The sequence below is a fragment of the Nanhaiella sioensis genome (genome assembly GCF_046557775.1).
Classification (GTDB): Bacteria; Bacillota; Bacilli; order Bacillales; family SM2101; genus Nanhaiella; species Nanhaiella sioensis.
The window spans coordinates 393,111-416,717 of the sequence record NZ_JBKAEG010000001.1; the positions used below are offsets into that span (position 1 = coordinate 393,111).

General features: G+C 33.0%; 23 protein-coding genes. 5 read left to right on the plus strand and 18 right to left on the minus strand.

Annotated features, from left to right (window positions below):
• Window positions 1-354 precede the first annotated feature (354 nt).
• Complete coding sequence (gene rsgA / locus V1503_RS01800; protein ID WP_410624347.1) at window positions 355-1,416, minus strand: ribosome small subunit-dependent GTPase A; 1,062 nt, start codon at window positions 1,414-1,416, stop codon at window positions 355-357.
• A gap of 376 nt (window positions 1,417-1,792) precedes the next feature.
• Between rsgA and V1503_RS01805 the strand changes: the two genes are divergently transcribed.
• Complete coding sequence (locus V1503_RS01805) at window positions 1,793-2,542, plus strand: YqjF family protein (protein WP_410624349.1); 750 nt, start codon at window positions 1,793-1,795, stop codon at window positions 2,540-2,542.
• A 31-nt stretch (window positions 2,543-2,573) separates the two neighbouring features.
• On the opposite strand, the gene V1503_RS01810 is transcribed toward V1503_RS01805, so the two are convergent.
• From V1503_RS01810 to V1503_RS01845, 8 genes are all read right to left on the minus strand, one after another.
• Window positions 2,574-3,191, minus strand: a complete 618-nt coding sequence (locus V1503_RS01810) for an NAD(P)-binding protein (protein WP_410624351.1) — start codon at window positions 3,189-3,191, stop codon at window positions 2,574-2,576.
• Window positions 3,192-3,212: 21 nt separating this feature from the next.
• Entirely contained in the window at window positions 3,213-3,947 is a 735-nt protein-coding gene (locus tag V1503_RS01815; RefSeq protein WP_250886594.1) for a sirohydrochlorin chelatase, read from the minus strand.
• A gap of 441 nt (window positions 3,948-4,388) precedes the next feature.
• Window positions 4,389-4,586 (minus strand): DUF3906 family protein, encoded by a 198-nt coding sequence (locus V1503_RS01820; RefSeq protein ID WP_214481992.1) that lies wholly within the window; start codon window positions 4,584-4,586, stop codon window positions 4,389-4,391.
• Window positions 4,587-4,940: 354 nt separating this feature from the next.
• Window positions 4,941-6,554 (minus strand): nitrite/sulfite reductase, encoded by a 1,614-nt coding sequence (locus V1503_RS01825; RefSeq protein ID WP_410624354.1) that lies wholly within the window; start codon window positions 6,552-6,554, stop codon window positions 4,941-4,943.
• A 247-nt stretch (window positions 6,555-6,801) separates the two neighbouring features.
• A complete protein-coding gene (cysC, locus tag V1503_RS01830; protein WP_320257522.1) occupies window positions 6,802-7,404 on the minus strand; it encodes an adenylyl-sulfate kinase in 603 nt (200 codons plus the stop codon).
• Between the two features lie 297 nt (window positions 7,405-7,701).
• Complete coding sequence (sat, locus tag V1503_RS01835; RefSeq protein ID WP_214481982.1) at window positions 7,702-8,847, minus strand: sulfate adenylyltransferase; 1,146 nt, start codon at window positions 8,845-8,847, stop codon at window positions 7,702-7,704.
• Between the two features lie 50 nt (window positions 8,848-8,897).
• The gene (cysP, locus tag V1503_RS01840; RefSeq protein ID WP_410624357.1) at window positions 8,898-9,977 is read right to left on the minus strand and encodes a sulfate permease; all 1,080 of its coding nucleotides are present in this window, start codon (window positions 9,975-9,977) and stop codon (window positions 8,898-8,900) included.
• Window positions 9,978-9,989: 12 nt separating this feature from the next.
• Window positions 9,990-10,700: a phosphoadenylyl-sulfate reductase gene (locus V1503_RS01845; protein ID WP_410624358.1), complete on the minus strand. Its 711-nt coding sequence runs from the start codon at window positions 10,698-10,700 to the stop codon at window positions 9,990-9,992.
• A gap of 388 nt (window positions 10,701-11,088) precedes the next feature.
• Here V1503_RS01845 and V1503_RS01850 point away from each other — a divergent pair, with 388 nt between their 5' ends.
• Complete coding sequence (locus tag V1503_RS01850) at window positions 11,089-11,529, plus strand: Dps family protein (RefSeq protein WP_320257525.1); 441 nt, start codon at window positions 11,089-11,091, stop codon at window positions 11,527-11,529.
• Between the two features lie 119 nt (window positions 11,530-11,648).
• On the opposite strand, the gene V1503_RS01855 is transcribed toward V1503_RS01850, so the two are convergent.
• The 5 genes from V1503_RS01855 to V1503_RS01875 form a co-directional block, all read right to left on the minus strand.
• Window positions 11,649-13,706, minus strand: coding sequence for a DUF6449 domain-containing protein (locus V1503_RS01855; protein ID WP_410624360.1), 2,058 nt, complete (start codon window positions 13,704-13,706; stop codon window positions 11,649-11,651).
• Window positions 13,681-14,580, minus strand: coding sequence for an ABC transporter ATP-binding protein (locus tag V1503_RS01860; protein ID WP_410624362.1), 900 nt, complete (start codon window positions 14,578-14,580; stop codon window positions 13,681-13,683). Before V1503_RS01860 ends, V1503_RS01855 begins: the two co-directional genes overlap by 26 nt.
• Window positions 14,564-14,962, minus strand: a complete 399-nt coding sequence (locus V1503_RS01865; protein ID WP_214481972.1) for a GntR family transcriptional regulator — start codon at window positions 14,960-14,962, stop codon at window positions 14,564-14,566. The genes V1503_RS01860 and V1503_RS01865 overlap by 17 nt, the downstream gene beginning before the upstream one ends.
• 415 nt (window positions 14,963-15,377) lie before the next feature.
• Complete coding sequence (locus tag V1503_RS01870; protein WP_410624365.1) at window positions 15,378-15,941, minus strand: GNAT family N-acetyltransferase; 564 nt, start codon at window positions 15,939-15,941, stop codon at window positions 15,378-15,380.
• A gap of 132 nt (window positions 15,942-16,073) precedes the next feature.
• On the minus strand, window positions 16,074-16,628 hold the full coding sequence (locus tag V1503_RS01875) for a helix-turn-helix domain-containing protein (protein WP_410624367.1): 555 nt from the start codon (window positions 16,626-16,628) through the stop codon (window positions 16,074-16,076).
• 117 nt (window positions 16,629-16,745) lie between these two features.
• Between V1503_RS01875 and V1503_RS01880 the strand changes: the two genes are divergently transcribed.
• Window positions 16,746-17,336, plus strand: coding sequence for a LysE family translocator (locus V1503_RS01880; protein ID WP_320257530.1), 591 nt, complete (start codon window positions 16,746-16,748; stop codon window positions 17,334-17,336).
• A 672-nt stretch (window positions 17,337-18,008) separates the two neighbouring features.
• Here V1503_RS01880 and V1503_RS01885 read toward each other — a convergent pair.
• The 3 genes from V1503_RS01885 to V1503_RS01895 form a co-directional block, all read right to left on the minus strand.
• Complete coding sequence (locus V1503_RS01885) at window positions 18,009-18,833, minus strand: MBL fold metallo-hydrolase (RefSeq protein WP_410624369.1); 825 nt, start codon at window positions 18,831-18,833, stop codon at window positions 18,009-18,011.
• Between the two features lie 165 nt (window positions 18,834-18,998).
• The gene (coaW, locus tag V1503_RS01890; protein ID WP_320257532.1) at window positions 18,999-19,817 is read right to left on the minus strand and encodes a type II pantothenate kinase; all 819 of its coding nucleotides are present in this window, start codon (window positions 19,815-19,817) and stop codon (window positions 18,999-19,001) included.
• A gap of 91 nt (window positions 19,818-19,908) precedes the next feature.
• A complete protein-coding gene (locus tag V1503_RS01895) occupies window positions 19,909-20,340 on the minus strand; it encodes a MarR family winged helix-turn-helix transcriptional regulator (RefSeq protein WP_410624372.1) in 432 nt (143 codons plus the stop codon).
• A 119-nt stretch (window positions 20,341-20,459) separates the two neighbouring features.
• Here V1503_RS01895 and V1503_RS01900 point away from each other — a divergent pair, with 119 nt between their 5' ends.
• The gene (locus V1503_RS01900; protein ID WP_214481952.1) at window positions 20,460-21,050 is read left to right on the plus strand and encodes an NAD(P)H-dependent oxidoreductase; all 591 of its coding nucleotides are present in this window, start codon (window positions 20,460-20,462) and stop codon (window positions 21,048-21,050) included.
• Window positions 21,051-21,405: 355 nt separating this feature from the next.
• On the opposite strand, the gene V1503_RS01905 is transcribed toward V1503_RS01900, so the two are convergent.
• Window positions 21,406-22,281: a hypothetical protein gene (locus tag V1503_RS01905; RefSeq protein WP_410624374.1), complete on the minus strand. Its 876-nt coding sequence runs from the start codon at window positions 22,279-22,281 to the stop codon at window positions 21,406-21,408.
• 571 nt (window positions 22,282-22,852) lie between these two features.
• On the opposite strand from V1503_RS01905, the gene V1503_RS01910 reads away from it, so the two are divergent.
• A complete protein-coding gene (locus V1503_RS01910) occupies window positions 22,853-23,308 on the plus strand; it encodes a GNAT family N-acetyltransferase (protein ID WP_410624378.1) in 456 nt (151 codons plus the stop codon).
• Window positions 23,309-23,607: the final 299 nt, after the last annotated feature.

Consider the following 23,607-nt stretch of genomic DNA (forward strand, 5'->3'; position numbering starts at 1 on the left):
TATCGTTTTTACTTTAGACTAAGTAAAATCCCGTATTGTTTATCATACATAGCAGCCATGATTAAAATGGAGAGTTATCATATAGCCAAAAAGCTATTTACGATTAATAATTTTTATACTTAATATCCTAATATTTTACAAACTCTTTCGTATATAACTCTCTACTACAAACAAATCAGGTGGAATACCACCTGATTCCTCAATATTCAAATTTACGTATGTGTTATAGGATTAATTATTGCTTTTCGTACTATGGTAATACCACAAACTTAGCATTCGTAACATCTAATATATGCAAACTTTGCTGTTCAAAAGTAGGTAAAATAGGAACAAAGTTTCCAACAAGATTTAAATTTATTTACGATGAAACCTTGTTCTATCGCCACTTATTTTTTTCCACTTTTTCCGCTCAGCTATTCTAGCCTTGTTATCGGCTTTTCTTTCAAGATAAGCAAGCTCTTTTGTTATTTTTACAAAGCTTAGAAATCGGCTTTGCTCTAGTACACCTTGATCAATTGCGGATAACACTGCACAACCAGGTTCAGACTGATGCTTGCAATTTGTAAACCTACACTGCTCTGATAGTACTTCTATGTCTTGAAAGCTTTGTGCCACACTATCCTCTGAATCCCATAATTGCAACTCTCTCATGCCTGGGGTATCTATAATAATACCTCCAGTTGTGAGTACAATTAGTTCTCGGTGTGTTGTCGTATGCCTTCCTCGATCATCACCTTCACGCACTTGTTGAACAGCTTGAACATCTTTGCCGTATAGTTTATTAGATAGCGTAGATTTCCCAGCACCTGAGGAGCCTAGCAACGCAACTGTTTGACCGTCTGTTAAATATTGTTGCAGGCTTTCAATCCCTGTATCCTCTTTTGCACTAATGACATGGATCGGAACACCAAATGCTATAGCTTCTACTTTAGCTACTTTTTCTTCAATGTCGGTACATAAATCACTTTTAGATAAAACGATGACGGGATTAGCCCCACTTTCCCATGTGAGCAAAATATACCTTTCTAATCTTCTTAAGTTGAAATCTTGATTTAACGCAGCTACTAAAAAGATAGAGTTTACATTTGATGCAACAATTTGCTCTTCAGTAACTTCTCCTGCACTTTTTCGTGAAAACTTACTTTGCCTTGGTAACAACGCATGGATTAAAGCTCTATCTTCATTTGGTTGTGTTGTAATTACGACCCAATCTCCAACAGCAGGAAAATCTTCTCTAGCTTGAGTATTGTAACGAAATTTTCCCGAAACCTCTCCTAATAGTTCTCCTTGCTCTGTAAATATTCGGTACATCCGCTTATGTTCTAATGCGATTCTTCCTACTGTGTATTCTGAGTTATCGTATGGTAAAAATGCTTCTTCAAATTGTTTTTTCCATCCTAAAGTAAATAAATTCAATGTAATTCCTCCGATATGTTTGAATGTTTTTTTATTATTGTTAAAAATTTTTGTTGTCTTCTTTTGTCCAAAATCACAAAAAACCATAGGCATACTACAGCCCATGGCTAAACATTCATATCATATCGTTTCTCACATTGAAACTAAATTGAAACTTATATACCTATGTTTATGGGCTGTATTATGAAATATCCAGTTACGCTTTTAATTACAATTAATTTACTCATAATACAACCCTCCCCGTTCAAATAATGTATGTATAATATATCATTGCAAAATATAAATGTAAAGGTTTATTGTATAAATTTTCTTGTTATAGATTATTCTATACATAAATTAAGGAAACTCCTAATAGCTAAGGAGCTGTGAGCTTAAAATGTCGAAGAATAACGGTTATCATCCCATACAACACTCAAGTCGTCAGCCATTATTTAAACAAATATGGGAAGATCTCATATTTGCTCATTGGCCTGTATGTAAACGATCTTTACAAAAGATCATCCCGTATCCGTTAAAACTAGATTGTTACGAAAAACAAGCATGGATAAGTATCGTATTTCTTTCGGTGAGTGGCATGTATGTTAATGGCATCCCATTTTTATCGTTGTTCAAACCTTTTCAACAAATCAATGTAAGGACCTATGTTACATATCAAGGAATCCGAGGCGTCTTTTTTCTAAAGATTCATGCATCCAATTTCATCGCAAGCCGTCTTGCTACTTTTTTTTACCATTTACCATATACTTATTCTATAATATCAACCGACAACGACCAAAATCGATACAGCTATATGTGCTCTCAAAAACAGCGTCAACTCTCACCACTACTTCATGCACATTTTACGATTGATGATCAAGAATTCATTCCGCACAATGAAGATTTTGCGAGCTTTTTAGTAAACCGTTATTGTTTGTTTATCGTCAACAAACATAATAACGTCTACCGTGGAGATCTTCTACACGAACCTTGGCTGCTCCGAAAAGGCACTTGCATTTCCTTTGACAGTTCTTCTTTTTTTGGTCAAAATCTTTCTATAATAAAAGAACAACCTATCGTTCATTATTCATCTAAGAAAGATGCTTTATTATGGAGATTAGTTAATACCGCTAACATTAAGCAGCTATGATGGAGCATATACCACTTTATTAAAATTTAGCTCAGCTATTAATTTCTTTTAGTTTTGATAATATTTTTTCTCGCATTTCTAATGAGGAAAAGTAGGCAGGGTCAAGAATTTCTAATAATAACTCTTGCTTTTCTCGTGGATTCTTCACTTTATTTTTTATTATGTGCCTACATTCATATAAAAAGTCTACATAATGACTATAGGTTTCATCGTATTGATTCGTTAGTTCATCTCGAATTTTTTTTGCTAACTGAGGGCTAGCTCCATCAGTCGAAACTGAAATAGATAGTTTTCCTCTCCGTAATATACTAGGAACGGTAAAATTTCCTAAGTGGGGCTGATCTACAACATTTAATAGTGTGTGACAATTTGTAGCCTCAGCGACGGCTCTATTAACGATCTCGTTGTCGGTTGCTGCAATAACTACAAATGCATTATCTACATCACTAGGATCAAACGTTTTTTCTTTCCAAACCACCTGATGATTTGCTACATAGGTTTTCATTGTTTCGTTTATATTTGGGCTTACAACGACTACATTAGCACCTGCGCCGGTTAAGTGCTTAACTTTTCGAGATGCAACCTTACCACCACCAACAACTACTGCATTTCTGTTTTCCAGTTGAACTAAGATTGGAAAGCTACTCATCTTGTTTCTCCTTATAGCGTGTTATAACAATGCTTCTGTACGCTCTTTAATGATATCTCCTAAATATTTATGATAACCGAGATAATTGCATAAAATATATTCTTTTTCATTGGATGCTATGCTCTGAATTGTGTGCTCCATTGATTTCATTAGTATACCAGTAAACAACAAATATGGTAGTACAAGGACTTTGTTATATTGGGAATATATTGTTTGCTGTAACATATCATCAAAAGAAGGCTCTGCTGCTGCTAAAAAACAGGTATCAACTGAACCTGCTCCTGTTTGCTCAAGTAAGAGATTGGCAATCGTCCGTAAATCACGAGGAGCATCAGGATCACTACTACCTCTACCAACGAGCAAAATTAACGTATCTCCATCAATAATTGTTGTTTTCTCATGTAATCTTTCGAGCAAAATATCAATGATTTTGTCATGAACACCTATAGGTTGACCATATTTAATTACTATGTCAGGAAAATGAGTGCTAGCTTTTGCTAATTCGTTTGGTATATCTTTTTTTGCGTGGTGGGCGGTAAGTAACAAAATTGGCACAACAATAATTTCAGTAGCACCTCGCTCCACACAATTGTTAATTCCTTCAGCAATTGTTGGTGATGCTAGCTCTAAAAAACAATGTTCTTGAATGGGGATTGAAATTAGTTGCTTCATTTCGTTTATAAAAGAAACAGCTTGAAGTTTAGCTTCCTCAACCCTACTACCATGCCCTATATAGAGAATAGCTTTCACTTTCATCCCCTCCTCGTATTATTGTAAGTGAATAATAAAAGTACGAATATGTATACATGCACCCAACTCGTTGAATCGCATCTTTTCTGAAATTTAACAGTGGGTTAGGATATTTTAATACAATACAACAAAACGAAAACACCCTAACAATATTATAGTTTATACTAAGGCTTTTTCATATTGCTTGTTGCTATTGATAGTAAAAAATAAAACAATATTTCTTGGCATCTTTCTCATTTAAAAAAAGGCCTGCGTTTAGAAACCATATAAAAACAAAGTTTACGAAAGGCTGCTTTCAATGATTGTTGCTTTTCGTTCTAAGTATTAAGCACGTATACACCTAGCCTTCGGGACATCTTTTCTACAATTTACATTTATTGAGTTCTCATAAAACTCATCATACTATCCATTACTAGTATAAATAACAACATATTTTACTAAAAGAGTCTATGCTAAAACAAAACCACTTCCATTGCGGATAATCTTCTTTTCATATAGTGTGATATCATCTATATCAGGCATACTTAAAAAATGCTTTTCTAACTCTATTTCTACATAACGAAACGCTTCATCATCGCTTTTTGATGCAATGACTACGTCTACAATCTCTTCATTTATTTTCACTTCAAATTTGTACAAATTCACTTTAATCACCTACTAAGTTAAATACGTAGTGGAAAAGTCAGGGTGACTATCCATCTTGATTTTGACCGATAATGAGATGAGCTTGCTATTCATTTACTCTCTCTATAACAATATGCATGTAAATAATGACTCACATGAAGGTGTAGTACCTTCATGTGAGAATTTGTTCATTATCCTTTGTGTTTAAGTTAGATGTATTTCATTGACCATAGCTTTTTCGTATAAAGAATTAAATACTTATAAACCAAGTATTTGTGACACCTTTTCTCATTTAATATAAGGTTACTTGCAAAAATTATTAATTACTGTTCAAAAAAGTCTCAATAACAACAAGGTTTACGAAAGGCTTACATGTTATATTTGTGCTAAAATTTGGTCTAGTTCGTTTTGAAGCGGTTCAATCCCTACACGACCAACAAAGTCATAGAATGATTCTTGTTCTACTTTATTCTCCTTGAAATAACTTAGGAAATCTTTTAATACTGGGCCTAAATTGTCCGCATCAACTTTTCCCTTTAATTTTTCATTAAATTTCCCATCATTATTCAGTGTACCACCAACATAGATTTCAAAAGCCTCTACCATACCTTTTTCTTTTGTTTTCATTTTCACACCTTGTAAACCAATATCTGCAATTTGACGTTGACCACAAGAATTTGGACAGCCAACCATATGAAGGCGTACAGGATGATCAATTGCAATTTCTTCATCTAAATATTCAGCAATACTTCGCATTCTTTCTTTTGTTTCTACAAGTGCTAAATTACAATATTCAATACCTGTACATGAGACAGAATATGCAATAAAGTTCCTAGGATTGATTGAAATTCTAGTAAAGATTTGTTCCTTTAACAATACATCTACCTGTTCATTTGGAATATTTGGAATGATCAAGTTTTGAGAATTACAAGTGCGGATTTCACCATTTCCGTATGCTTTTGATATCCGAGCAAGCTCAAAAACCTCGTCAGCAGTTAGCCTTCCTACAGGCACGTTAAAGCCAACATAACTTAATCCCTCTTGTTTTTGTTTGTGTACTCCATAAAAATAACCTGCATTCCATTCCTTCAATTCATTTTTACCTTTTGAAAGTAATGGTCCAGTCAGTTCTTCTAATTTTTCTTTGAATTTCTCTACTCCCCAGTCAGCAACTAAAAATTTCAACCGTGCTAAATGGCGCTTTTCACGATAACCGTAATCTCGAAATAAAGTTGTGATTGCTATTGCTGTCTCCTTGAGTTTTTCAGGAAGTATGAATACATCAAGTTCTTGTGCTAAAAACGGACGTGCTGAAAGCCCTCCACCTACTTTAATATGGAATCCAGCAACTTGTTTTCCGTCAATTTCTTTTGTTGCTGGAATAAATGCTAAACAATTTATTTCTGCATGCCCCGCATTATGGACATTTGCACTTATTGACATTTTATACTTTCTAGGAAGGTTTGAGAAATCTTCATTATGCTGGAAAAATTCATATACTTCTTTAACAATAGGTTCTGTATCAATCAGTTCACTTCCATCAATACCTGCAAGCGGGTTACCAACTATCGTACGAGTAATATCTCCACAAGCCCCAACTGAAGACAAACCAACGCTTTCTAAGCGTTTGAAAATATCTGGAATTTGTTCAATTGTTAGCCAATGGAACTGTACAGCTTGACGTGTTGTTATGTCAAAAACACCTCTACCATAATCTTTACTAATCCCAGCTAATACATTAGCTTGATCATAAGTCAAAATTCCAGAAGGAACATTAACCCTCATCATAAAATATCCATCTTCTTTAGGCTTTTGTAAGTATAAGCCTGCCCACTTAAAGTAATCCCATTGATCTTTTGGGATAGATTGAAAACCATTTTTCGCATAATGTGGAATATCGTTTAATATTTCTAACCCATCTTTTTGTAACTTCTGTTTTTCATTTTTGTTTAATTTTTCATTGTTTTCCCATGTTTTCACATATGCCATTTAGCACCCTCCTTAACTCCCTTATAACGTATTATAGCTCATGTTCAATAAATATCGAAAAATAACTGTTGTGCAGTGTACCCTCTCTACTTTCATCCCATGACTATATTCGTTAATTAAATATAAGTATGGAGTTTCCTTCAATAACATCATTGAACGTATGAAACTCTGAAGGAAACTTTTTTATATAATCTATTATTGTATATATATAGTAACTAATGCAAAATTATTTACGAAAGAAACCATATTATTTTACTATTGATTTTTCTTTTAAATAATTTATTACCTGTTCAACAGATTGCTCTATTGACAGTTTGTTGCTTTCAATAATCAATTCAGGTTGTTCAGGAGGCTCATATGGTGAGCTAATGCCTGTGAATTCAGGAATTTCACCTTTCCGTGCCTTGTCATATAACCCCTTTGGATCACGTGTTTCACATACTTCAAGTGGACACTTTACGTATACTTCGATGAACTCATGATTAGAAAAAAGCTCTCTTACGCTATTACGGTCTTCTCTAAACGGTGAAATAAAAGCTGTCAAAACAATTTGACCACTATCTGTAAATAGCTTAGATACCTCTCCAATACGCCGTATGTTCTCTTTACGATCATTTTCACTAAAGCCAAGGTCTTTGTTCAAACCATGACGTATGTTATCACCGTCTAAAACATAAGTTCTAACGCGGGTTTCATGAAGTTTAACTTCAACTGCATTCGCAAGCGTTGACTTTCCAGATCCAGAAAGTCCAGTAAACCATAACACACAACTTTTATGATTATTTAAGCTGTTTCGATCTTTCCTAGTAATTGTTGTTTCGTGCCATACGATGTTTTTAGATGATGACATGGACACCTCTCCTATATTACTTAATATATAATAATACAAGACTGCTTTCGCATTAATTGTTACTTTTCATTCAAAGATATAAGCACGTATACACCTAGTGTTGGTGGCATCTATTCTACTTAGACAATAATGAAGCACCATCTTTAATAAAATAGCAACAAAGTTTACCAAAAGAGCCTGATCCAAAAATGTTATATTTTTAATAATGGGGCTGCCTAATAAGATTTTTTAACTCCCTTAATAGACGCCCCTATTAAATATCTCGTCACTTCTACTCAAAGTTGTCAACACGGAACATTATGAGTGGACTGATGTTTTTTTCAATCCTTTAATAAGTACCTCCGCAACCTCTGGTCGAGTAAATTCTTCTGGAGGAACCTCCCCATTTCTTAACATTTCTCTTACTTTCGTACCACTTAAATGAAGATGATCTTCAGAACTGCTAGGTGTTGTTTTCGAAGTAGCCATCGTTTTCGTCTTTTTGCAATAAAACGCATGTTCAAATTTTAAAATTTCGATGCCTATTTCTTCTTTAGAAAATTGATCAAAAATCTTTTGTGCGTCATAAGTTCCATAGTAATCTCCTACACCTGCATGATCACGGCCAACGATAAAATGAGTACACCCATAGTTTTTTCGAACTAGAGCATGGAAAATTGCTTCTCTAGGACCAGCATAGCGCATCGCGGCTGGAAATACTGCTAAAAAGACTCTTTCCTTAGGGTAATAGTGCTTAAGTAGCACTTCATAGCTTTCCATTCTCACATCTGCTGGAACGTCATCAGACTTTGTTTCTCCTACAAGAGGATTAAGTAAAAGACCGTCAACAATTTCTAGTGCACTTTTTTGAATATACTCATGTGCACGATGAACAGGGTTACGAGTCTGAAATCCTACCACTGTTTTCCACTGCTTTTGTTTAAATATTTCTCTTGTTTCTCGAGGATCAAGATAGTACTCATTAAATCTATCCTTCTTTGGACGCTCAACTAAATATATAGGACCAGCAACATATACATTAGGACGGTCAAATAATTTTTTTACACCAGGATGTGATAAATCTGTCGTTTGAAATACGTGCTGAGCTTCTACTTCTTTATCTGGTGTATAGACCTCAGTTATTGTAATGACTCCATAAACAGTGCCATCTTTAACAAGTTTTGCTTTTTCGCCTACAATTAGTTTTGAAGCTTTATCCGCGGAAACTGGTAGTGTAATAGGGATACTCCATGGTGCACCTGAATTTAAGCGCATATCATGCACAACTGAAGTATAATCTTTATAGCCTAAGAAGCCTTCTAGTGGGCTATAGCCCCCTGTTGCAATCAATTCTAAATCACTTAAAGCCATTAAATCTAACTCAATTTCTGTTGTAATGTCGTTCACTGAATAAGGAGAGTTAAGGCGTTGAATCAATTCTCCTCCATGTGGTTTCAAACTCATAAGTTACCTCCGTTTTAAGTTATCTTATCTTTTTAGTCGGAATTAAAGCGCTAAATACCTCCGCCGTCTTCATGATATGACCGCCTGTCTTCTTGTGTATACCTCATTAACTTCAACAAGCCATACGATGCAAAAGCAGCACTCATCATCGCACTTACAACATATAAATCTACTTGAATAAATAATTTGATAAATCCATAAGATACTGCTAACGCAAATACTGGTGAAACAATCCAAACTAGGAGAAGTTTTTTAATTAATCGTTTCTTTAAGAGGCCTCTACCCTGCTCAGCAATCCCAATTCCTATTATGCCCGAAGTGGTTACCTGTGTCATCGGTACTGGAAGCCCGAAAATTGATGCGATAAATACAAGACCTGCTCCCGTACCTGATACTACACTCCCTTGTAATAACGATAATCTTACGATTTTCTTGCCATTCGTTTCAATAACTCTTCTACCTAAAACGATTGCTCCAATTCCGATAAACAAACCACCTAGGATGATACCAGGTTGCAAGGGGATCAGCTCTGCTCCTACAAGTGGTCCAATTGCATTAGCAACATTGTTCATTCCTGCAGAAAAAGCTTCAAGAAAACCTGTCACCACAACTAGTACTGCTAATATAGTCTTCCACTTTTTTGACTGTAGGAAACCTTGTTTACTTTCTACCCTCTTAACTAACTTGCCAAATAAAAACGTAATTGTAAATGAAACTAGCGGTGTGATAATCCAAAACAGCATAATAATAATTAAAGTATCAAACATAAGTGCTTTAAAAGCTATACCTACTCCAACTACCGCTCCGACAGTCACTTCACTCGTTGATAAAGGAATACCTAAAATATTGGCAATGAATAAAGAAATTGTAGCTGCTGCAAGAATGCTAATTGCTATATGAACATTAATGATTGACGCTGGAACAATTTCAGTCCCTATCGTTTTAACAACTTCTCCTCCACCTAATGCAGCACCTAAAAAAACACCTATGCCACTAATAACAAGTGCAATGTTCTTTTTGGAAATGACACCAGATCCGTACGCAACTCCCATGGAGGCAGCTGCTCCACTAGCACCAATATTTAATGCGAATAAAATAGCCACAACAAATGCGGTTATTGTAAATATCATCTACTCTTCTTCCTAACCTGATTGATGTAATCCGCATTCTGTTTTAGAGCTATTCGCCCAACGTCCAGCTCGGGAATCTTTATCATCACCAGTTGGTAACGTACAATACTCACACCCGATACTTGGATAGCCTTGATCGTGTAAGCGATTGTACGGCAAATTAAAGAACCGGATATAATTCCAAATATCTTCCCAACTCCAATGGATGAGTGGACATATTTTAATAGACTGAAACTTATCATCTTTATTGATGAAATTAGTCTGGCTTCTCGATTGAGATTGCTCTCTTCTTAGTCCAGATATCCATGCTAAATTACCTTTTAATGCTTTTTGCAGTGGTAATATTTTTCTAATATTACAGCATTGATTAGGGTTTGTTTTCCAAAGCTCATCACCATGTTGTTCTGCCTGCTCTTTAAGAGTTAGCTCTGGCTTTTGAAGCATAATTTGTAAGGTAGGATATTTTTCTTTCACTCTGTCAATTAACTGGTAAGTTTCTTTAAAATGTACATCGGTATCAAGAAAAACGATTTTAGCTGTCTTATTAACTTTATTAATGAGATCAATAAGAACCATTCCTTCTGCCCCGAAGCTACAAGCATAAACAATCTCATCTTTATATTCTTTATAAGCCCATTTCAACACATCTAAACTTTCTTTAAACTGCGCTTGAATATCTGTTGATAGTTGATCTGACCAGCTATCATACGTTATTGAAGCCATGTTCTCCCCCCTTTTTTAATGCCACAAATGGATGTTCGTTTAAATACATTTTACTTCTCATTTCACCTTTCCAAGAAAAGATTACCATTATGAATAATCGACTTTAAGGATATTTCCAACCAAACAAGTAGGAATACAATGATTAGTATTTGTTTTAGTTTATAAAATTCTGATAAGAAAATCAATCAAATATTTTTTTTCGGATAAAATTAGGTCTTATTCCTATACAAAAAACTCATATTTTATTGAATAGACTACGTATTCAAGCTAACAATATATAGTGTTATATATTTAATTTATTAAAATTTTTATATTATAATTAATTCTTATTGATAATTATTATAATCTGTAATATAATATAATTATTCTAATTTAGGAGGATTCATTTATGACAAACACTACACTTATTCAATCCCTTAACCAACAACTAGCAAACTGGAACGTATTGTATACGAAGCTTCATAATTACCATTGGTATGTTACTGGAGCTGATTTCTTTACTCTACATGCTAAGTTTGAGGAATTTTACGACGAGGCAGCTACTTATATTGATGAAATCGCTGAAAGAATTCTAACTATCGAAGGACAACCTATTGCATCGTTAGCTGACTATTTAAAACACACTTCAATCGAAGAAGCAACGAACAAAGAAACACCAAAAGATATGGTTGGAGCTATTGCCGAAGACTTTTTTAAAGTGATCCACGAATCCAAACTATTGATTGAACAAGCTGAAGATGCTAATGACCAACCTACCGCGGATATGTTTATCGGCATTAAAAACTCATTAGAAAAGCATGTGTGGATGTTAAACGCATATTTAAAATAAGAAAAACCAAGGGGCAACTAAAGACAAACAATAGTGAACATTTTATAGAATAAAAAATAGCACCATGAACAGGTGCTATTTTTTTCTATTTAATAGGGTTGGTAGCCTAAAAAAACATTTTAATTATTATTGAAATAACCCGCGATATAGTCTGGTACATTTGCATCACTAAAACTACCTATAAAAGAATAATCACCATATATTGATTGAAAATACACGACATATTTTACATCAATGTTTCTTTCAGAATAGCTATAGAGCCTCTGATAGCTACGTAAACTATCTAATACTTGCTGATCATTTGTGACTTTGAGCATTTTTCTTGATGGACTATCAAATAAAGCTTTTATATTATCGGTATCACGCCAGCTTTTATCCTTTACCAATTTTTCATCATCATTCTTCAATTCAATAACCTTCATAGTTGAAATCTCTGCTGGAAGTAATGTTGCGTATTGCATATAATCATTTTGTTCTAACCATGAAACTAGTTTTTCGTATGAAAAGTCCCAATTAACATGAAACGATGTTTCTCTTTCCATTCCTCGTCCACGATTCACAAACAATGGTGAGTTATTTCCTAACCTGATGGTTACGCGGCCACCATGACCTTTTCCATCCATCATGTCCTCATATGATTGATCTATTATATCTTCACGTATTAACTCTAACAATTCCTCTAACTTCTCTGTATCATCTATCACTTTTTCTTTACCCAATCTATCACCATGAGAAAATTTGATGTTTTCAATATGTTTAGCATCTATTGCAAATATTTCATTTTCCCTGATTTTCTTATATTCAATAGATTCATAAATTGGTTTAAAAAACACCTCATACATACCATCTATTGGGATGTCATAAGATCTTATAAACTTCTTACCGTTCGTTAGTTCATAAACAACATGCATATTTATTACTTCTTTGTTGTTATTTTTCCCATTATCCTTTATTAATTGTTGGTGAAAGTTATATACGTTTATGATATTTTTACTTTCAGCATATTTAAAGCGTTTAATGTCTTCATCTTCGTTCAAATAAGAATATATACTATTGTCAAAATAAACCTTTTCAATTTCATTAATGTTTGGCATTTTCTCTTCAAAGCCAATGATATCAAAATTGATTACAGAAATGAGCAAAACCATCGTTGCCGTAAACACAGCATAACCTTTATTAATGGGAACGATTCTCCATGTTTTTTGTAAAGTCATTTCAGCCACACAATACCCGATTATCGAACCAATAACATACCCTGCGAATGTCCAAGAAAAACTTTGTTGATATGTCCAAAGGTAGACACCACCCACAAGCATCGTACAAAAGGTTACCCCATATTTGAATACAGGCTGTAAAATGCTAAAGGTTACAGCTTGGGTAGCGGTTTCTGACCCTCTCTTCTTATAAATCAATATTGAGAATAGATAAATAAAAGCCATTACAATGACATACCCGGTTACTTCTGTGTAAGTAAATAACTCTACAGGTTCATTGCTGTATCCAAAAAATCTATTATACCAGCTTGTGAGGGGAGATAGCTTTTCAATTCCAACATTCAAATAATATTCATAGTTAAATCCATATAGTAAAACACCAAGATTCATCGATATTAAAACCGTTATCCCATATGGAAACAACAAGAAAATATATGTTAAAATCCCATGGGCTACAGACAGCCCTGTAAACATCCCCACAAATACACTTATAATAAAGATAAACAATGTAAATAAAACAATGCTTCCTGACCAACTGAATATATCAATAAGTGATATATATGCATCCAGCTGCAAAGTTGACCTTAAGACTACTGCGATGCAAGCAGTAAGGATAACTGGTAATACAAGATTGAATGCACCAAATATCATATGATGGTGAAAAATCGTTGTACGTTTTATCGGCATGCTATGAATAAAATCAACAGACCTCTTCGTTTGTAAATAACGGAATAAAAAGATTGCTAGAACAACTGGTACAGTAATAATAATTATATATTGCACATCTGAAAAGAGATCAAAATCCTGATTAATAAAACCTTTATTTAACTCATTATGAAAATCAATAATAGATAATGGGACAGTAAGCAGTAATAACATAAAATAGATTGTGCCGACCCATAGCACACTCCTCACATCTTGAACGAAGATGCCTCCTTTAAACCAGGATGTCATCGATCGCATAGCCTACATCCCCCATTTCATAAATAAATATCTCTTCCAACGTGAGTGGTAAAACATCAAATATAACGGGCTGATATCGTAAGAAACTTGTTCTTATATCCTGTTCATGCCCTCTAATGATACAAATAATAACACTGCCGCGTTCTTCTTTAAATAACATATCTACCTTGTTGAACAAATTCATAGGGATATTATTACTAAATGCAATTTGTATTTTGTGTACATCTGATTTAATCGCATCAATTTCCTTTTGCATGATGAGTTGTCCTTCATGTAAAATACCAATTTGATCACAGATCCCTTCTACTTCTTGGAGATTATGAGAAGAGATTAAAACCGTCATCTCCCTTTCCGCAACATCTTGAATTAACAAGTCTTTTATCCTTTTCCGCATAACTGGGTCAAGCCCATCAAGCGGTTCGTCCAAGATTAATACGTCAGGCATTGTTGATAATGCTAACCAAAAAGCAACTTGACGTTGCATCCCTTTAGAAAAGCGATGTATTTTATTTCGAGGATCAAGCCCAAATATACGTTGAAGTTCTTTAAATCTTTCTTCATTCCATGAATGATATATACTTTTATAGTACTTCGCCATTTGCAGAATTGAATAATGCGAGAAAAAGTAGACAACATCTGGAATAAAAATGATGTTTTGCTTTAACCGTTCGTTTTCAAAAACTTGTTCATCATTAATTAGCACTTCTCCACTATGCTGTTTATAAATCCCTGCAAGCAATTTCAATAGAGTTGTCTTCCCAGCACCATTAGATCCTAGTAGTCCAAATATCGACCCTTTATTAATTTGTAGATTGACAGAGTTCAACGCTTTTTGACCATCAAAATGTTTACTAACATTATTTAGTTGTATCATAGCGTTCTCCTCCTTTGACCACTTTTTCTACTTCATTAATTAGCTGTATACTTTGCTCTTTTGTCATACCTAAATAAAACGCTTCTAATAGTAATTTCTTGATTTCTTCCATCATCTTTTCGAGCTTCTCTTGATTAGGGAGTTGTGGCGATGGTGTAACGAAGCTACCTCTTCCTTTCACAGAATAAATATACCCCTGATGTTCAAGTTCACGATACGCTTTTTGAATCGTATTAGGATTAATCGTTAATTGTTTTGCTAATGCCCGAACGGATGGCAGTTGCTCATCGGGCTTAAGCACTTCGTTAATAATCAATTGTTTGATATTATCAACTAATTGCTCATAAATTGGCTGTCTACTTCGGAGATCCAAATTAAACATTGCTTCCCTCCCCCTGTACCATCTGTATTACAACCTATAATACAGAATGATTATATAAAACTGAATTCCATTTGTAAAGGACAAACTTAGCTGTTTTTTACGAGTCTGGATGAGTGAATATGACTAATAGGGGGTGTCCTATTGTGCTAAATTAGTTTTACTAATCCGAACCTGTTGTAGCTTTAGTAAAAAATTTGATCAAAAGGCTTCAAAACTCCATGATTACTAATAAAAAGAAGCCATTTTATCAAAACGGCTTCTTCTAAAAAATTTTAATTGTTTAAAAAGGAATTACTTAATTTCATTCCCTTTAGAACTTGATCACTTTACTTCTAAACGTAAAAAATGTACTCCAATTATTGTTTAAAAACCTCACCTAGCTAATAATAAGAAGAATTTTCAAAGTAAACTGAAATCAGCTACTAAATATAATGGGTATATCATTAGTCCATCTCCTCCAAATCATGTGATCAAACCCTTCACCCCAATAGTCCTTCATTAAATAATCAGGCTCTCCAAATTTTTTCTTCCATACCTTTTGTGCATTTGTATATCCACTATCCAGACAAAATTCCTTTATTCCTCTATTTAGTAAGGTCAAAAACATCACATTTAATAGTAAAGTCCCAATACCTCGATGTTGAAAATCTGGATGTACAAATACAGTACCTACCTCATACAACTCTTTCAATATACTACCCGTGCAACTATTAATCAGTTCACTAGCTGGACCATATTCAATTGTACCGATAATTTTATTATCATTTTTATCTGAAGCTATTAAAAAATATCGATTCCTCCCATTGCTATCAAAGTCACATTTCAAGTATTGTTTCTTGTTTTCAATTTCATTCTCTATCTCATCAAACAGTTCCGATAAACCTTCTCTTGCATAGGTATCCTTTATGACTGTACTAAAAAATTGATTTAGCTCGATTTTATCCCCACTTCGTGGTCTTCTTATCTCAATATTAAGCACTACAAAATCACCCCTTAACTAACCTACTATATTGCTTAATTTCAATAACTCAAATACGTAAAAAAAAATAGAAAAAGTATCAAAAAAAATTCCAAAACGACTTCATCCTTCTGAATCAGAGCCAGCCTTTTATTATTCTGGGTAGTAAATTGTCATACTTAATCGAGCTAAAATATCCCCTGTGTTGTAATATGAATGTGGTCTATCAGCCTTAAATTTAATTGAATCACCATTTTTCAATTTATAGTTCGCCCCATTTATGCTTACAAGGACTTCTCCGTCAAAAACAGTAATATATTCCTCGGTTCCATCCTTGTGTCCACGAGAATCTAATTTCCCCTCTGGTTCTATTTCAATTGAGTATATTTCAAACTGCTTATCTTCTGAAAATGGAAATGTAGGAAAAACTCTGTACCTTCCATTATCGTCTGATACAGCTTGGACCTCACTTCGTAACACAATTTTAGCTTCAGGTTCAGGAACATTTATTAGTGATGTAAAAGAAACTTTTAACCCATTCGCAATTTTCCAAATGGTGGTTATCGTTGGACTTGATTCTCCTCTTTCAATTTGACCAATCATGGCTTTACTGACACCACTTAGGTCAGAAGCCTTTTCTAAGCTTAGTTTTTGCTTTTCTCGTATGGCCTTCAGATTTTTGCCTAATATTTTCTGAATCTCTTCCATTACATCACCTCATTAAAATTTACATTATAACGCACATTTTGTATAGTATAACATATAAGTATAGTATATTGTACTTTAATACACTATAACATACATTTAGGGGGGGGGATCCTACTTATGCCTTTATTACCATTTCTTTTGTTTGTTTTGATCAGTAGCTTCACACCAGGACCCAATAATTTTATGGCTATGACATTTGCCACTAAATATGGACTAAAGAAAACACTCAAATTTTGTATAGGGGTTGGTTTAGGTTTTTTTACACTTATATTACTATGCAGTATTTTTAACCACTTGCTTATAAAAATTATGCCCAGCATTAAAACACCCTTAACCATATTGGGTGTCAGTTACATGTTATATCTAGCATTTAAAACTATTAAAGACAATGGAACGGATGATAAAAAGAATAATAGTAATGAAAAAAAGAATCTATTTGTCATTGGTTTCTTAGTTCAGTTTATAAATCCAAAAGGGATTCTATATGGAGTTACAGTAGTGTCTTCATTTATTCATCCTTATTACAATTCATACATTATTTACTTTATTTATGCCTTATTTTTAGGATTTGTTGGTATTGTAAGTTCATGTAGCTGGAGTTTATTCGGGACTATCTTTCAGAAGTTTTTAGATAAATATAGGAGTCTATTTAACATTATTATGGCTTTATTATTGGTTTATAGTGCCATCTCCATTATTATCCATTGAGGATATTAGCAAGACTACAGAATTTATTAAACTCTTAAACATTTATTACTACATTGAAAACCAGCTAGTTCACACTTGTATGTTACATATTGGGTATTGAGCTGGCATGTTATTATTCTTGCGATTTTGCACCCAAAAATTCGTTTAATCGATAACACTAGTTAACATATTATTATTACATCTCATACAATTAAAAAGAGAACTTTTAACTAGTCCTCTTCTTAAAGTTTGAGTAAGGATTATAAAAGTAATTACAATCAATAAAAATATGCTTATGAAGCCTCATACTTTCATAAGATTTTTGCTGTATTTCTTTTACCCCTTTCTATTGTTTCTTTAGCCTTAACAGCACCTACATATGATTGACTGATGAATTCCGTCAATTGGGTAGTACCATTGTAATTTAGATAATTTTCTCAATTTCTACTAAATTCATATTTTATTTTTAAAAATGAATTATAAATAAATGTATTGAAACAATTCATTCTAATTTAGTTTCCTTCATCACAGCATAAGAAATTTGGAAAAAGAACAGATAAATTTCATATGCTTCTCAATTCTTACAAAAATACAATAGTATAACTGTGAAGCTTATGATTGAGGTATAAAAAAACAACATCCTAGTATGAAACGGCTGTATTATTTCAAAACATATTATCATTAAATAAAACTTTATGTATTAAACAAATCTCCATTTATAGCTTCAACATACCTTTTTGCTGAGTCCTGTACACGTTGAGCTGCATCTTCTCTTAATACACGATGAAATGCATCATATAAGCGAGTAAACTTTAATTCATTCATCCTTTTAGAGATCCTCTCAACTGTCACACTTGGTAATGGAATGAAGTTAGGATAGCTGTACATAAAACTTACCCAATCTCGGTCAGCTACCACACGAATAATATCTCCACAAAGTAGAATGCCGTTTTGTCTATTGCCATTTCTCCATTCTAGAACGGTACCACCTTTAAAATGTCCGCCTATCCTCTGAAGGATGAGACCTTTACTTAACTCGAGGGTTTCACCTGACCAGAAAACTATTTTTTCACTTGTTCTTGTCACCCACTCTCTATCATCTTCGTGTATATAAATTGGAACATCGAAAGTTTCCGCCCATTCTACTTGAGTAGAATAATAATGAGGGTGCGATAATGCAATTGCATCGAGTCCACCAAGTTCATTAATCGTTTTAATGGTATTTTGGTCAAAATATGTAATGCAATCCCACAATAAATTAAATTCATCATCCTTTATTAAATAGGCTGTTTGTCCAATCCCGAATCTTGGATTTGTATTAATACTATAAAGATTGTCTTCTTCTATACCAACAATAGTTTTATATGTATTACTTTCAATCATCTTTTCTAATGTGGTCCATGATTGCCCTTTAGAACTAACATATTGTCTTTCTTCCTTGCAAATTTTGCATTCTTTTGGTTCTTGTATAGAACCTGTATATTGAACTCCACAAGTTTCACAAATGTAGTTATTCAAAATCTTTCCTCCTTACCATATATAACTCATTTAACTTTATATATATTAACATAAAAAGTAACTACTCTTTGTCATAATTAAAATCAACAACCTATGCTAAAAGAGCCATTAAAAATGCTTTCGTTGTGTGGTCCTGCTCAAATATACCACAACTTCATTATAGCTTTATTGTAAACTTATTAAAGCACCTACAGCTCCACTAAATTCACCTTCTTCCAAAAATAAGGGTTTCTTTTTTCTCATTTCGGTATATTCTCTAATTATATTCTTTAAGATTGGATTGGAACGAAAAGTTGAACCAATATATACGATTGATTGTGAATCAAAACGATTTGCAGCCTGCTCGCAAATGGTGACAACTGTTTCTCCTATAAGTCCAATTATGGAAACGATTATGTCAGATTGTGAAGGAAATTCTTTGGAAAGTTTACCTATGTTTCCAAAATTACTTGCTGTAAGATCTCCTGAAATCGGAGGAACAATCCCTTCAAAAATATCATTTACTTTTAAGTCAACATTCCCTCTATTACCATCCCTTGATATTTGAATGATCTCAGTAAAATCTTTTTTTCCAGAATATAAATAAGACAAACCCATCAATGTTCCTCCACCAACACCAGTTCCACCAATTCGTTGTTGTTCACCGTTTTTCACAATATGTATGGACGTTCCAGTTCCAATATTCGCTAAAATATAACTGTCTCCTAGAAAAAGTTGGTGCTGCTTTAAAATAAATGCTACTCCCTTGCATGTAGCATCAAATTCTAAGATAGATCTTGTAGGTAATTCTAACTTATTAGCAAGAACTTGTTGTTTACCACCAGTTAGACAAATTTTCGGGTGATGAAAAGAAGATCGAATCCATGTAACAACCTCATCTAGTTTATGAGATGAGAATAATTTATATTTAATTAAATCTTTATTTGAGTACGCAACTTTAACGAGTGTGCCCCCAGCATCAATACCTATCTTTGAGTGATTCATTCCTTACCCTCTCTATTTAAAAATGTTTATTTAAAACACAGTTTGTGAATGATGATTATCTATATTCTTTTCAAAACATAAACCTGTTTGGTTAGTCAAAATAAACGTATTTTTGTAGCACATCAACAGCACGATCAATTTCTTCTAATTCTTTTTGAGATGGATTCTTAATTCTGTTATTGAACTTGATCAAGATGCGATTATAAATTTCTTCAATCAATAACTCTCCGTCCTTTGAGAGAGAAATGTACTTTTTTCTTCGATCCTCTACATCCGAACTACTTTTTATTAAATTGTGTTCCCCTAATTTTTTTAGTTCACGGCTAACATTTGGCATTGATATATGAAGACAATCACTAATTTGGCTGGGGCTAGTTTGCTTTTTTAATGCTATTAAAACAAGCATATCATATTGTACAGATGTAATATTTTGTGGCTTTTCATCTTTCGAGAGTTCGTAAGTAACGCTATATACTGAATCAGTAAATTTAATCAATTTATTAAAAAGAGTTATGTTGTCCATTATTTTCACCTCTAATAATAAGATATCAAAATAGATATCAAAATAAAATTATCAATTGACAACTAAAATAACTTAGGTTATATTTTGTTTATCAAATGATAAATAAATGAGGTGAAAGGATGAACACTCTTATTATTTATACACACCCAAATCATAACAGCCTATCCTATGCATTTTTGCAAAAAATTATAGAAGGAAGTAAAGAGAATCCACATGTTACTGATTTAAAAGTAATAGATTTATATGAAGAAAAATTTAGTCCACAGCTTATATTTAATGAAGATAAATTAAGGAGAGATATGCATACTGATGCTGATCTAGAAAAGTATAGAAAACAAATATTGTGGGCAGATAAAATTGTTTTTGTTTATCCAATTTGGTGGGGGAGGCCTCCTGCAATGCTCTTAGGATTTATTGATCGAGTGTTTGCTTCTAATTTTGCTTATAAAAACAAGGGAAGACTAGGGATGGCTGAAGGACTTTTAAAAGGAAAATCAGTAGTCTGTGTTTCTACAATGAAGGGTCCTACGAATTATCCACTTATTTTCTTAAATAATGTTCATAAAGTATTAATGAAGAAAGCAATTATGAATTTTGTAGGGATCAAAAAAGTAAAATTCTTTGAATTTGGTAATATGGAAAGTCAAAAAGGTAAACAATCACAAAAGTTAAATAAAACGTATCACTACTTTCAAAAAGTATCTAATTAGGAATTGTTACAGTTAGATGATAAAGGAATAAATCTAACTAGTGTGTTACGGTCATACAAAAGTCAACTCTGAAAACTTTTATCAAAGTAACGTTCTTTTAGTCACTTCTAATTTATTTTCGGTCTACTTGGTATGATGTAGAACATTAGACTATTGCACCATCCTGTATTATGAGGCCAACCAGCTACCTGGTTGACCCATTTTTAATAGATTTTATTCTTAACGTTGGGATAAACCTACTTTCTCAAGTCATTTTGTGGAAAATCACTTGAACTTTTTTTACCCTATGTACTGTAACTATAGTTTTTGGTCATTGAATGAAAAGATACTACCTTTCAAATTGAAAAGCTATTGCTCATTGAATGTCAGGAAGATATTTCTTAAATTTATCCCACGCTTCGATATAACCACTTAAATCATGAGGGTGAACTTTTATACATACTCCAATTCGTGTATATAATTGAAAAAGGAACTCATCAATAAGCCTTTCTTTCGTGATAGGAGTGTCTTGAGTCATTAATGAAAATGACGATAGTAGTGTGCTCAAATTTAAGCTATCTGGAGAAGAGCAAAAAGCATATGTGAAATCGTAAATCTTTGGTCCAATTAAGGGTGATGGATCAATAACACCTTGTAATTCACTGCTGTCGTATACAAAATTATGAACTCCTGTATCACCGTGAAGATAATACTTTTCCTCTGGGTTTTCGTATGTTTTTAACTTATCAACTAATATTTCTACCCTTTTATGTTCTTCATATGGTAATAAAACACCTATGTTTGATTGAGCCATTTCTAAGCTCTTTATATTAAATTCTGACCAAGAATCTCTTGATATTCCGTGTATTCTCCCCCACTTAACTCTTCTTTCTACCCTTCGGTATTTATTAAATAACTCTTTAATTAAAATTGCCATCCATTCTAATTTTGAACAACTCAGATAATTATGGGTTTCTCCTGGTATATAAGAATATATTGCAAAACCTTTATTCACATCTTTATAAACAACATCCGGTAACAGTCTAACCTCTTTATAAATTTGGAGAAATTCCACTGTTGAAGAGATAATATAAGGTTTATCTATTTTTACCACATATTTCGGTTTCTTGTTAAGATATAAAATGTATAAAACTGCATTAGTAGTTCCACTATTAATTCCTATATATTCTACTCCATCTTCAATTATTTTTTGGCATCTCAAAAAATCAATAATATCTTTTATATTTTTCATTCTTTAGTCCTCTTTAATAAATTCTTAATTTAGCGATTAATAACTTGCTTTCTTTCTATTAAAATACATATTCTCTTTAATACCTCGAAAATGATCTCTACCTGTTTAAGTTCATACAACATAATTAAATGCTACCAAAAAACGAAAAAGTGAAACGTATGCTTTTAAGTGTCTGTCAAAAGGTGAATTACATATCAGTTATTATTTGTCAGAGGTAAAAACATATTTTAACTTGGTACAAATATTCCAGTTTCATCTACCATTGGTCTTTCAATATACACATTCACCTTTTTCGACAAATAGTATGAATGTCCTTCCTTTCTGCGATTACTTGTACTTATATGGTTAGAGATAGTTTAAGCGTTTTTACTATTTACTAATCTCCATTAATCTTATTATTAAAACAAGGCTGGAACACCTAACGTATTTAAGCCGATTTAATAAGAAGTCTATAATTATATGTGGCTTCTAATAGAGGAATAAATTTCTACTGTTTTTGTTTACAATCTTATGTTTACACATGTATAATTCTTTTTTAATACAACGATATGATATGCTGAGGAGTGATTTTTTGGATATTAAACTTGATGACTTAACAGGCACTGAAATAACTTCATTAATAGAGGAACATGTCCATAACATGGGGATTCATTACCCAGACGATATTAATTATGGTTTTAATATAGAAGATTTAAAGAAACCTGAAATTACATTTTGGAGTGCATGGGAGCAAAATGAATTAGTTGGTTGTGGGGCACTTATAGAACTTGACTCTCAGCACGGGGAATTAAAATCTATGAAAACAGTTCCTTCACATTTACGTAAAGGAGTTGCCAAGCAAATCCTTGAACATATAATTGAAGAAGCTAAGAAACAAGGCTATACACGGCTAAGTTTAGGAACCGGTGCTATGGAAGCTTTTGAAGCTGCTCGTAAACTCTATGAAAATTATGGATTTGAATATTGCAAACCATTTTCAGATTACGAAGAGGATCCATATAGTGTATTTATGACAAAAGAATTATGAGTTTAGTCAACGAGGGAGATTTATTCGTTAACTACATGAACAATAGGTTACAAGTATTTCAAAGATAAAACAAGTTGGTTTCATACAAATAACTCTCTTTTATTTTGAATAATTAATAAATACCTATTTTATAGACGTTCTTGCAATTCTAAAATACAATTTATTTAATCTTTCATCTCTATCTACCTTTAGGATTAAGTGCAATATCCCTAACTTCAATATAAAATATTGCAATTGTTTAATCTCAAATTCATCATGCAGCTTAATATTTTTCTTCTAATAAACGTTTAACAGCACAG

Coding starts and splice junctions, on each gene's coding strand:
- V1503_RS01805 (WP_410624349.1), top strand. CDS start 1,793: ATGTCGAAGAATAACGGTTATCATCCCATACAACACTCAAGTCGTCAG.
- V1503_RS01810 (WP_410624351.1), bottom strand. CDS start 3,191: ATGAGTAGCTTTCCAATCTTAGTTCAACTGGAAAACAGAAATGCAGTA.
- V1503_RS01815 (WP_250886594.1), bottom strand. CDS start 3,947: ATGAAAGTGAAAGCTATTCTCTATATAGGGCATGGTAGTAGGGTTGAG.
- V1503_RS01825 (WP_410624354.1), bottom strand. CDS start 6,554: ATGGCATATGTGAAAACATGGGAAAACAATGAAAAATTAAACAAAAAT.
- cysC (WP_320257522.1), bottom strand. CDS start 7,404: ATGTCATCATCTAAAAACATCGTATGGCACGAAACAACAATTACTAGG.
- sat (WP_214481982.1), bottom strand. CDS start 8,847: ATGAGTTTGAAACCACATGGAGGAGAATTGATTCAACGCCTTAACTCT.
- cysP (WP_410624357.1), bottom strand. CDS start 9,977: ATGATATTTACAATAACCGCATTTGTTGTGGCTATTTTATTCGCATTA.
- V1503_RS01845 (WP_410624358.1), bottom strand. CDS start 10,700: ATGGCTTCAATAACGTATGATAGCTGGTCAGATCAACTATCAACAGAT.
- V1503_RS01850 (WP_320257525.1), top strand. CDS start 11,089: ATGACAAACACTACACTTATTCAATCCCTTAACCAACAACTAGCAAAC.
- V1503_RS01855 (WP_410624360.1), bottom strand. CDS start 13,706: ATGCGATCGATGACATCCTGGTTTAAAGGAGGCATCTTCGTTCAAGAT.
- V1503_RS01860 (WP_410624362.1), bottom strand. CDS start 14,580: ATGATACAACTAAATAATGTTAGTAAACATTTTGATGGTCAAAAAGCG.
- V1503_RS01865 (WP_214481972.1), bottom strand. CDS start 14,962: ATGTTTAATTTGGATCTCCGAAGTAGACAGCCAATTTATGAGCAATTA.
- V1503_RS01875 (WP_410624367.1), bottom strand. CDS start 16,628: ATGGAAGAGATTCAGAAAATATTAGGCAAAAATCTGAAGGCCATACGA.
- V1503_RS01880 (WP_320257530.1), top strand. CDS start 16,746: ATGCCTTTATTACCATTTCTTTTGTTTGTTTTGATCAGTAGCTTCACA.
- coaW (WP_320257532.1), bottom strand. CDS start 19,817: ATGAATCACTCAAAGATAGGTATTGATGCTGGGGGCACACTCGTTAAA.
- V1503_RS01895 (WP_410624372.1), bottom strand. CDS start 20,340: ATGGACAACATAACTCTTTTTAATAAATTGATTAAATTTACTGATTCA.
- V1503_RS01900 (WP_214481952.1), top strand. CDS start 20,460: ATGAACACTCTTATTATTTATACACACCCAAATCATAACAGCCTATCC.
- V1503_RS01905 (WP_410624374.1), bottom strand. CDS start 22,281: ATGAAAAATATAAAAGATATTATTGATTTTTTGAGATGCCAAAAAATA.